Origin of the sequence: Sphingobium sp. WCS2017Hpa-17 (assembly GCF_031843765.1) — a bacterium.
In the GTDB taxonomy this organism is placed as follows: domain Bacteria; phylum Pseudomonadota; class Alphaproteobacteria; order Sphingomonadales; family Sphingomonadaceae; genus Sphingobium.
On record NZ_JAVTIV010000046.1, the window covers coordinates 1 to 7,341 of the forward strand.

At 59.3% G+C, this 7,341-nt stretch carries 8 protein-coding genes; 6 read left to right on the forward strand and 2 right to left on the reverse strand.

What is annotated here, in order from left to right; all coding sequences use genetic code 11:
• Positions 1-290: 290 nt before the first annotated feature.
• Positions 291-1,079 (reverse strand): hypothetical protein, encoded by a 789-nt coding sequence (locus tag RQH62_RS24570; protein ID WP_311271279.1) that lies wholly within the window; start codon positions 1,077-1,079, stop codon positions 291-293.
• Positions 1,080-1,310: 231 nt separating this feature from the next.
• Between RQH62_RS24570 and RQH62_RS24575 the strand changes: the two genes are divergently transcribed.
• The 3 genes from RQH62_RS24575 (at position 1,311) to RQH62_RS24585 (ending at position 3,308) form a co-directional block, all read left to right on the forward strand.
• The gene (locus RQH62_RS24575; protein WP_311271280.1) at positions 1,311-1,508 is read left to right on the forward strand and encodes a hypothetical protein; all 198 of its coding nucleotides are present in this window, start codon (positions 1,311-1,313) and stop codon (positions 1,506-1,508) included.
• A 154-nt stretch (positions 1,509-1,662) separates the two neighbouring features.
• Entirely contained in the window at positions 1,663-2,133 is a 471-nt protein-coding gene (locus RQH62_RS24580; protein ID WP_311271281.1) for a MucR family transcriptional regulator, read from the forward strand.
• A gap of 728 nt (positions 2,134-2,861) precedes the next feature.
• Complete coding sequence (locus tag RQH62_RS24585; protein ID WP_311271282.1) at positions 2,862-3,308, forward strand: hypothetical protein; 447 nt, start codon at positions 2,862-2,864, stop codon at positions 3,306-3,308.
• On the opposite strand, the gene RQH62_RS24590 is transcribed toward RQH62_RS24585, so the two are convergent.
• On the reverse strand, positions 3,292-3,966 hold the full coding sequence (locus RQH62_RS24590; RefSeq protein ID WP_311271283.1) for a hypothetical protein: 675 nt from the start codon (positions 3,964-3,966) through the stop codon (positions 3,292-3,294). The two genes, RQH62_RS24585 and RQH62_RS24590, sit on opposite strands and share 17 nt — an antisense overlap.
• A 54-nt stretch (positions 3,967-4,020) precedes the next feature.
• Between RQH62_RS24590 and RQH62_RS24595 the strand changes: the two genes are divergently transcribed.
• Genes RQH62_RS24595 through RQH62_RS24605 form a run of 3 tightly spaced genes read left to right on the forward strand, consistent with a single transcriptional unit; the run spans position 4,021 to position 7,120 of the window.
• The gene (locus RQH62_RS24595) at positions 4,021-4,815 is read left to right on the forward strand and encodes a DUF4173 domain-containing protein (protein ID WP_311271284.1); all 795 of its coding nucleotides are present in this window, start codon (positions 4,021-4,023) and stop codon (positions 4,813-4,815) included.
• A gap of 11 nt (positions 4,816-4,826) precedes the next feature.
• Positions 4,827-5,537 (forward strand): response regulator transcription factor, encoded by a 711-nt coding sequence (locus tag RQH62_RS24600; RefSeq protein WP_311271285.1) that lies wholly within the window; start codon positions 4,827-4,829, stop codon positions 5,535-5,537.
• Positions 5,534-7,120, forward strand: a complete 1,587-nt coding sequence (locus RQH62_RS24605) for a HAMP domain-containing sensor histidine kinase (RefSeq protein ID WP_311271286.1) — start codon at positions 5,534-5,536, stop codon at positions 7,118-7,120. Before RQH62_RS24600 ends, RQH62_RS24605 begins: the two co-directional genes overlap by 4 nt.
• The last annotated feature ends 221 nt before the right edge of the window (positions 7,121-7,341 follow it).

Genomic DNA, 7,341 nt, shown 5'->3' on the forward strand with positions numbered 1-7,341 from the left:
TCCCAACGCCCAGCCCGATATCCCCTTGATCGAGGCAAGGCTGGAAGCGCTCGCGAAAAAATGGGCGCCGCGGACACGCCGGAAAGCCTGACAGGCCGCGTCAACGCCACCTTCCGTCGGCGCTTACCGACTTTCCGACGCTACGTGTGTCGAATGATCCCAGCGATGCCCCAATGACGACCCTTAGCTTATTGGCACAGCAGGACTTCCTCGAGAGGGAGGCCAGCGGCCACGATCGCAAGATGGAGCGGCTGTGAAGAGAAGCAAGCTGGTGCTCAATATCGCAACTTTCACAGCGCGTCAGGATCGATCGCCTCACTGTCGAAGGTTTCATATGGCATCAGCGGTCGACCGAGCACGGTCAGGCCACCGCTAGCGTCCGGCCAATGCACGGGAAACGGATGCACGTTCATATGTTCGTAGATCTTCACGACCTGTGGCGCGCCGCCGATCTCAGTATAATCTTGCGAACGCAGGAGATCGCGAAGAACCTCCAGCGGTTCCATGTCCAAGCCACCGTCGGTGAGCTTGCCCTTGGCTCGTAGCCGGTCGACGAGCACACTTTTCGCAGCTTTTACGACCCGTTCATCCCCTACGAACGCAATCTCTTTGGTGTGACCGGACTGGCCACGCCATGGCTGCGTGGGCCTGAACGTGAATTCTTCGGCACCCTTGTGATAGTGCAACGTCCAGACCCGAAACCGCTTCTGACGCCATGAATAGCCTGACAGCATGAAAGTAGCGTCAGCAATCACCGGTCCCCGCTCGCCGCGAGGCAAATTGGTAACAGAGGATCGCGCCTTGTTGATGACCCTGACCAGATGCCCTTTCAGATGGGCAAGATCCATCGATCGATCTAATGCCGGACCATGCATCAGGATCGCATTGTAAACCTGGAGCATGAGTGGATAGGCGTCGTGTGTGTCCCCTGCGAACGACAGCACAGCGTCAGATCTAGGCAAAAGCATTATTTTGGGATTTGAGTCCCAGAATTTACCACCGGAAAGCCGGCTATCTGACGCGACGACAAGTTCGCGAATGCTCCCCAAGTTCCGAACCCAGGCCATACCAAGGGTCATTCTGGCCGCCACTGCATTCGTTCAAAATTGGATCCGTTGCGTATCACTGCTGCCTCCCCATCAATTCGAGGCTATAAAGCTTGGTTTGCGCAACAGCTAGACCCCGCACCCAGTAGACAACATCAGATTGAGGTATGTCAGCCACCAGCAGCATATTGCCTAAACGAACGGCATATTTACCTATCCGTCATTTTCGCAACAAATGCACGACCGGCTTGCGCTCTACTTTTGATGGCATTCTACACGACTCACCACTATATCGCGTTTCTTCGATCCCTCGCAGATAAGCGCGGCCATCGCCAGTTCGGCGTTTGGCCGCGTGATGATCGCAAGGATCGGGCCTTCTTTACGAGAATGCGCGATGCCTGTGTGAAGGCTCGCTATCGCAAGCATTACGTCACATCGCGCCAGACGATTTTGAATGGCTAGCTGCGCGCGTGGGGGAGTTAGGTACTTTGGTACATGACTTCTGCTCCCAACGGGTCGCGGAATTGAAGAGGGCGGCCGGCGTCCTGTAGCTGGGCATGACACAGGTCGAATTTCTGCTTATGCAGCCTTTCTTTCAATATAAATGGGATACCCAATGGCCGAAAATGATCAGAACAGCGAACTGTTGGTAACCCTGACGGCGGACATCGTTGCCGCGCATGTGAGCCACAACAGTGTCGCGGTGGCGGATATCGCCGGGCTAATCGCAAACGTTCATCAGGCGTTGGGTCAGACGCTTGCACCGATTGTCGAGCCTGAGGCAAAACCAGAGCCCGCTGTTTCAGTCCGGGCCTCGATCAAGCCCGATTTCATTGTCTGCCTTGAGGACGGCAAGAAACTCAAGATGCTCAAGCGCCATCTCATGACGCGCTATGGCATGACGCCTGACGACTATTGGACGAAGTGGGGCCTGCCGTCCGATTACCCCATGGTCGCGCCCAGCTATGCCGCCCAACGCCAGGAACTGGCCAAGAAGATCGGATTGGGACGCAAGCCTGGCCAAACCACCAAGTCAGCCACATCTAAGCCCGCCTCGAAGAAGCTGACAATCGCATCGAAGAAGTGAGAGACGCCATCGTTCGACGCGTTATTCGTCGTCCTCCAAATCGCTGCCAGGCTCGCCTTTCAGGCCCTGCCAGGTCATGGGTGTCTCGAGATAGGCTTCCAACTCGCGCCAATGGCGGTCCCATCCGGGACCACGTTGGCTGGGAGGGACCTGCAGTTCGACAAGCTTTCGGGCGCGGCTTACCGGGTTGCCTGAGATGGACCGCAGTCGCTCCAAGATTGCGCGCAATGGGCCATCGCTCGGTGTAGCCGGCGGATCGTCAGGCGGATCGCACTTTGCGCTCATTTCTTCAGGCGATGGCTTTGGGCGTTACCCATTTTTCGACGGGCGCGACAAATTTGCTCGGAGCCGATTTTCCGACAGTGACCTGGTCCACGGTGACGCGTTCGACGTTTCGAGGTCGACAGTCGCCCGGGACTTCGGCGTCTGTCCAAAGGTCATCCTCTCGATGGGCTGGCCGATAGCCGCATTCATGACGGTCGCAATGGGGCTCATCGACGCCCGATAGCGACCGACTTCGGGAGATGTCGAGTCAGGATGCCGGGTCCAGTATATTTTATAGCCTTGCCCCTGAAGCACCGACATACTTGATTGGCACTGACCAGAAAAGGTCCGAAAATCGGACCAAATCTTCCTTGCGCGCAAATGGTTGGAGGAAAGGGGGATGGCACGGTAGGCTTTGACGGAAGGTCGCGGAGGCCTGTTGGCCGGTAGTGCAGGAGGCAGAGATGGCTGAACCAGTCGATGATCAAGCTGAATCGCCCGTCCCTGCTGACGTGTTGCGGATCAGCTTTCGCAAATGGGCGTGGACTCCGTTCTACGCGAAAATCTGGTGGGGGCTGTCCGTGATATTCTGGCTCTCTCTTATTCTCTCGCATCGCATGGAAGCTTTGAGTTGGATGCGTGAGAGCGTATTGCCTGGGTTTCTGGCCGTTCTATTTCATCCGTTCATCATGCTTATGATACTCGGCTTTGGGACCGTCGAACGATGGTGGCATAGTCAGGCTCGCGGCGAATGGCAGCCAGTTGATACGAATGACTTCTTCGATCGATCAAGTTTGGGGCCCTCCGGGCTTCCATATTATGTCGATCCTCTGGATCCAAGATCTGGCTCCATGTGGATCGGAAGCCCAATGAACACTCATAATAGGAGGAACTTCAATCAGGAGCCTTAGACGCTCCATCGCCGTCGAAATAGCTCGAACCGACATCGAATTTGGACCGACCAGTAGAGAGGATGGACGACTGTTCCATAGACGTTATCGGTGAAGTGAGGTCGAAGGTGCCACGTCCGGCATCAGCCTCTTGCAGATAGCGATTTCTAAGTCCTTCTTTTCCAAGAACCTGTTCCGAAAGCTCCACGGAGAAGGCACGATGAGGCGCGCTGGAATTTGCCGCTGAGCGCTCTGCTCGCGAGATCGCCTGACGGACGTCGAAATTGACGATGTCGAGATGGGAATTGGCAGATTCTGTCAGCTGTCCGACTTCTGAACTGGAAACCGAGAGAGAGCCCCCAACTTGTCCTGAGCTCTGACTCTGTTGACCTTTTCCGCGACCAATGGACTTGCCAGTCGCCCCAGAAATTCGGCCCTCGCCGCCGAAAGTGAAGCTATTTTGATCCAAAGCACTACGATCGATCGCGCGCTGCCAACCGGTCTGCGTCATCACCGCTTGGACATCGCGTTGCAGGGTGTCTGCCACCTGTGGCTTGAGGCGCCATTGGCCCTTGCGGTCCATCTCGAACCCGCCGCGCAGCCAGTTGGCCATGGCGGCCTTGCCTTCCGCGCCGCCGCCCATGAAATGCTCGATCGTGTCGAGGCGGCTTCCGTACATAGTACGCGCTTCGTGAGGCTGACAGGCGCTGCACCGGCCAGAGGATGGGCGCCGATGCCTGCCGGCATGACCATGGCCGATTATGCCCATCGTGGCGCCTATCCGCTGATCGCGACGGCGTTGCTGGCGGCGCTGTTCGTGCTGGTGACGCTGCGTCCCGGATCGGACACGGCGCGCATGCCGACGATCCGCAAGCTGGTGCTTCTCTGGATCGGGCAGAATATCATCCTCGTCGCCTCCTCCATGTTGCGCACGGTCGATTATATCGAGGCCTATTCGCTCACATGGCTGCGTATCGCGGCGCTGATCTGGATGGCGTTGGTCGGCTTCGGCCTCGCCACCATCTGCTGGCGGCTGTTGCGCAATCGCAGCGCGGCGTGGCTCATCAATATGAATATGGCTGCGGCGGGGCTGCTGCTGGCGGTAGTCAGTTTCGTCGACCTGAGCGAGATCGCAGCCCAATGGAATGTCCGTCACGCCCGCGAGGTTGGCGGCCGGGGCGTCGCGCTTGATCTCTGCTATCTGGATGGCCTTGGCGATTCGGCGCTCTTGCCGTTGCTGGAACTGGAGCAGCAGCCAAACCTCACCCCGGTCTTTCGGGAACGGATACAGGCTGTGCGAGCGCGTCGTCTGTATGAACTGGCGGTCGGCCAGCGGCGCGGTTGGACTCTGCTCGGACAAAAGCGGTTGGAAGAAGCACAACGGATCATGGTGCACCTGGCACCGGCGCGGCTGGCGTCGGGCGCGCGCGGTTGTAGCGGCGCGTTAATCCCGCCGACTTGGCCCCCTCAAACAGGCGGTGAGGATATCGGAGCGCTTCCCGCGTTGACAGGAGAGATAGGGAAATGATCATGTATCCCATGCCCAGTACGATCCTTATCGTCGATGACGATCCCCATATCCGTCAGTTGCTTGTCTTCGCCTTCGGCAAGGCAGGGTTAGACACGGTCGAGGCCGTCGATGGGGAAGACGCGCTGACGCAGGTCGAGCGGCAAAGGCCCGATCTTGTCATCCTAGACATCAACATGCCGCGCATGGACGGTCTGGAGGTTTGCCGCCGCTTGCGGGCGCAGGACGATGTGCCGATCTTCTTTCTCTCGTCACGCGACGATGAGATCGACCGGGTGCTCGGCATAGAATTGGGTGGCGACGATTATGTCGTGAAGCCCTTCTCTCCGCGCGAAGTGGTGGCACGATCGATGGCGATCCTGCGCCGTACCGCTGCCAAGCCACCGGCAATCGAAAATGTCGGTATCATGCGCCACGGCCTGCTCAGCCTCGACACGGAAAGCTGGTCGGCGCATTGGCAGCAGACGGACGTCAGCCTGACGGTAACGGAGTTCACCATATTGCGGACCCTGCTGGCGATGCCCGCGCGCATTTTCTCTCGTGACCAGATCATCGACCGTTTCCGGGGGCCGGGATTCGCACTGACCGACCGTACCGTCGACAGCCATGTCCGAAACCTGCGCCGCAAATTTGCCGAAGTGGGCGGCGTCGACTTGATCGAGACACGGGCCGGGATCGGTTATCGTCTGGGCGCATGCAACGGGATGGCGCCGCCTCCATGATCGCCACGGCAAAGGCATGGATCGCCCGCTACTGGCCTGTACTGCGATTGCGCACGATCCTGCTGGGGACATTGCTTTTCGTGGCGGCGCTACCGGGCCTAGGGGCGATTTTCCTGCGGGTTTATGAAAATGCGCTGGTCCGCAGAACCGAAGCGGAACTGGTGGCGCAGGGTGCGGCCCTGGCCGCAAGCGCAGCCGTGGTAGCGAGCGATACCGTTGCGCCGGATGCCGGGCCGCCGGCCGCCGTGCGATATCATGATCGGATGACGGAGGTGGATCTGCGTGCGTCGCCAATCCTGCCACCGCGTCCGCCAGCATCGCCGACGAGCGAACGACCGGACGGTTTGGCGGTCGGGATTGCGCGTCGGATGATGCCGGCCTTTCAGGAAACCAAGCTCACTACCCTTTCCTCCATCCTGATATTGGATCGGCAGGGTCTGGTGCTGAACGGGGGGGAAGGCGGCAGAAGCCTCGCTGCCCTGCCGGAGATCAAGGCGGCGCTGGCTGGCAAGGCGGTGACGGTGCTGCGGCGGAATGAAGGCTATATTGCGCCGTATCCGCTGACATGGCTGAGCCGGGCCGGTTACATAAGGCTTCATCACGCGCGGCCGATCCGCGTCGATGGGCGGGTCATTGCGGTACTGCTGCTGTCCCGCTCGCCCCGCGCACTGTTCCTTGGTCTCTATGAAGACAGGGGCAAGATCATGCTTGGGGTGGTAGCGATCTTCCTGCTGCTGCTGTTCCTTTCCGCCATATTGTCCCGTGCGATCGTGCGGCCGATAGAAGGCCTGAGCCGGGCGACCCGCAGCCTTGCCTCGGGGCGCCGTGTTGTACCCCGGCATCCTTCGTTGCAGGTAGTGGAAATCCGGACCCTGTTCGAGAATTTCGAGCAGATGGCCGACAGCATCGAGAAGCGCTCGCGCTATCTTCGCGACTTTGCCTCCTCGGTCAGTCATGAATTCAAGACGCCGCTTGCCGCCATTTCCGGTGCGATCGAACTGCTACAGGATCATGGCGCGGACATGGCTTCTTCCGACCGGGCGCGATTCCTCGGCAACATGGCGGCCGATGCGGAACGATTGTCGCGGCTGGTCCGACGCCTGATGGAACTCGCACGGGCCGATGTGCTGGTGGGGGAGCAGGATGCCCGCACGGAAACGGGTCCGCTTCTGGCTGCCATGGCCGATGCGCTTGGCGGGCGGGAGTTCACCGTCATGATAGTCATGCCGGATCAGGCGCCGATGGTGGCCATTGATCCGGGCGCGTTGGAAGCGGTGCTGACGACCCTTGCCGATAACGCACGGCAGGCAGGTGCCACGCAAATGACGATCGCCCTGACGGTACAGGATGACCTCGCCTGCTTCGATCTGGTCGATGACGGCCCGGGCATAGCGGAGGGGGATCGGGAAAAAATCTTCGATCCTTTCTTCACCAGCAAGCGGGAGCAGGGAGGGACAGGTCTCGGCCTGGCGATCGCACGCTCCTTGCTGGAAGCCTATCGTGGCGAGCTCTTCCTACTGGCCTCGATCCAAGGGGCGCATTTCCGTCTTCTATGCCCGATGGCGATGCCTGGTTTGAGTTAGTGACATTTTTTTGAAAAGAGTGTTGACCGAATCAAGTGCCCCGCCTAGAGGGCTTTTCACCGGACGGGACGGTGCCACTGCGGCGCTGGATTGGACGGTCGCCAACATGATCGGGACGCACTCCCCTGGAAAGGTTTTCAGGGAAGGATGGCTGTCCCGCTAAGGTTGTCGGTTCTTTGACATTGTCGGTTAGATGAAGGGACATGTGGGCGGCGGCTCGG

What these genes read in the sequence shown, in the direction of transcription:
- RQH62_RS24570 (WP_311271279.1), bottom strand. Translation starts at nt 1,079, where the DNA reads ATGACCCTTGGTATGGCCTGGGTTCGGAACTTGGGGAGCATTCGCGAA.
- RQH62_RS24595 (WP_311271284.1), top strand. Translation starts at nt 4,021, where the DNA reads ATGCCTGCCGGCATGACCATGGCCGATTATGCCCATCGTGGCGCCTAT.
- RQH62_RS24605 (WP_311271286.1), top strand. Translation starts at nt 5,534, where the DNA reads ATGATCGCCACGGCAAAGGCATGGATCGCCCGCTACTGGCCTGTACTG.
- RQH62_RS24600 (WP_311271285.1), top strand. Translation starts at nt 4,827, where the DNA reads ATGCCCAGTACGATCCTTATCGTCGATGACGATCCCCATATCCGTCAG.
- RQH62_RS24575 (WP_311271280.1), top strand. Translation starts at nt 1,311, where the DNA reads ATGGCATTCTACACGACTCACCACTATATCGCGTTTCTTCGATCCCTC.
- RQH62_RS24585 (WP_311271282.1), top strand. Translation starts at nt 2,862, where the DNA reads ATGGCTGAACCAGTCGATGATCAAGCTGAATCGCCCGTCCCTGCTGAC.
- RQH62_RS24580 (WP_311271281.1), top strand. Translation starts at nt 1,663, where the DNA reads ATGGCCGAAAATGATCAGAACAGCGAACTGTTGGTAACCCTGACGGCG.
- RQH62_RS24590 (WP_311271283.1), bottom strand. Translation starts at nt 3,966, where the DNA reads ATGTACGGAAGCCGCCTCGACACGATCGAGCATTTCATGGGCGGCGGC.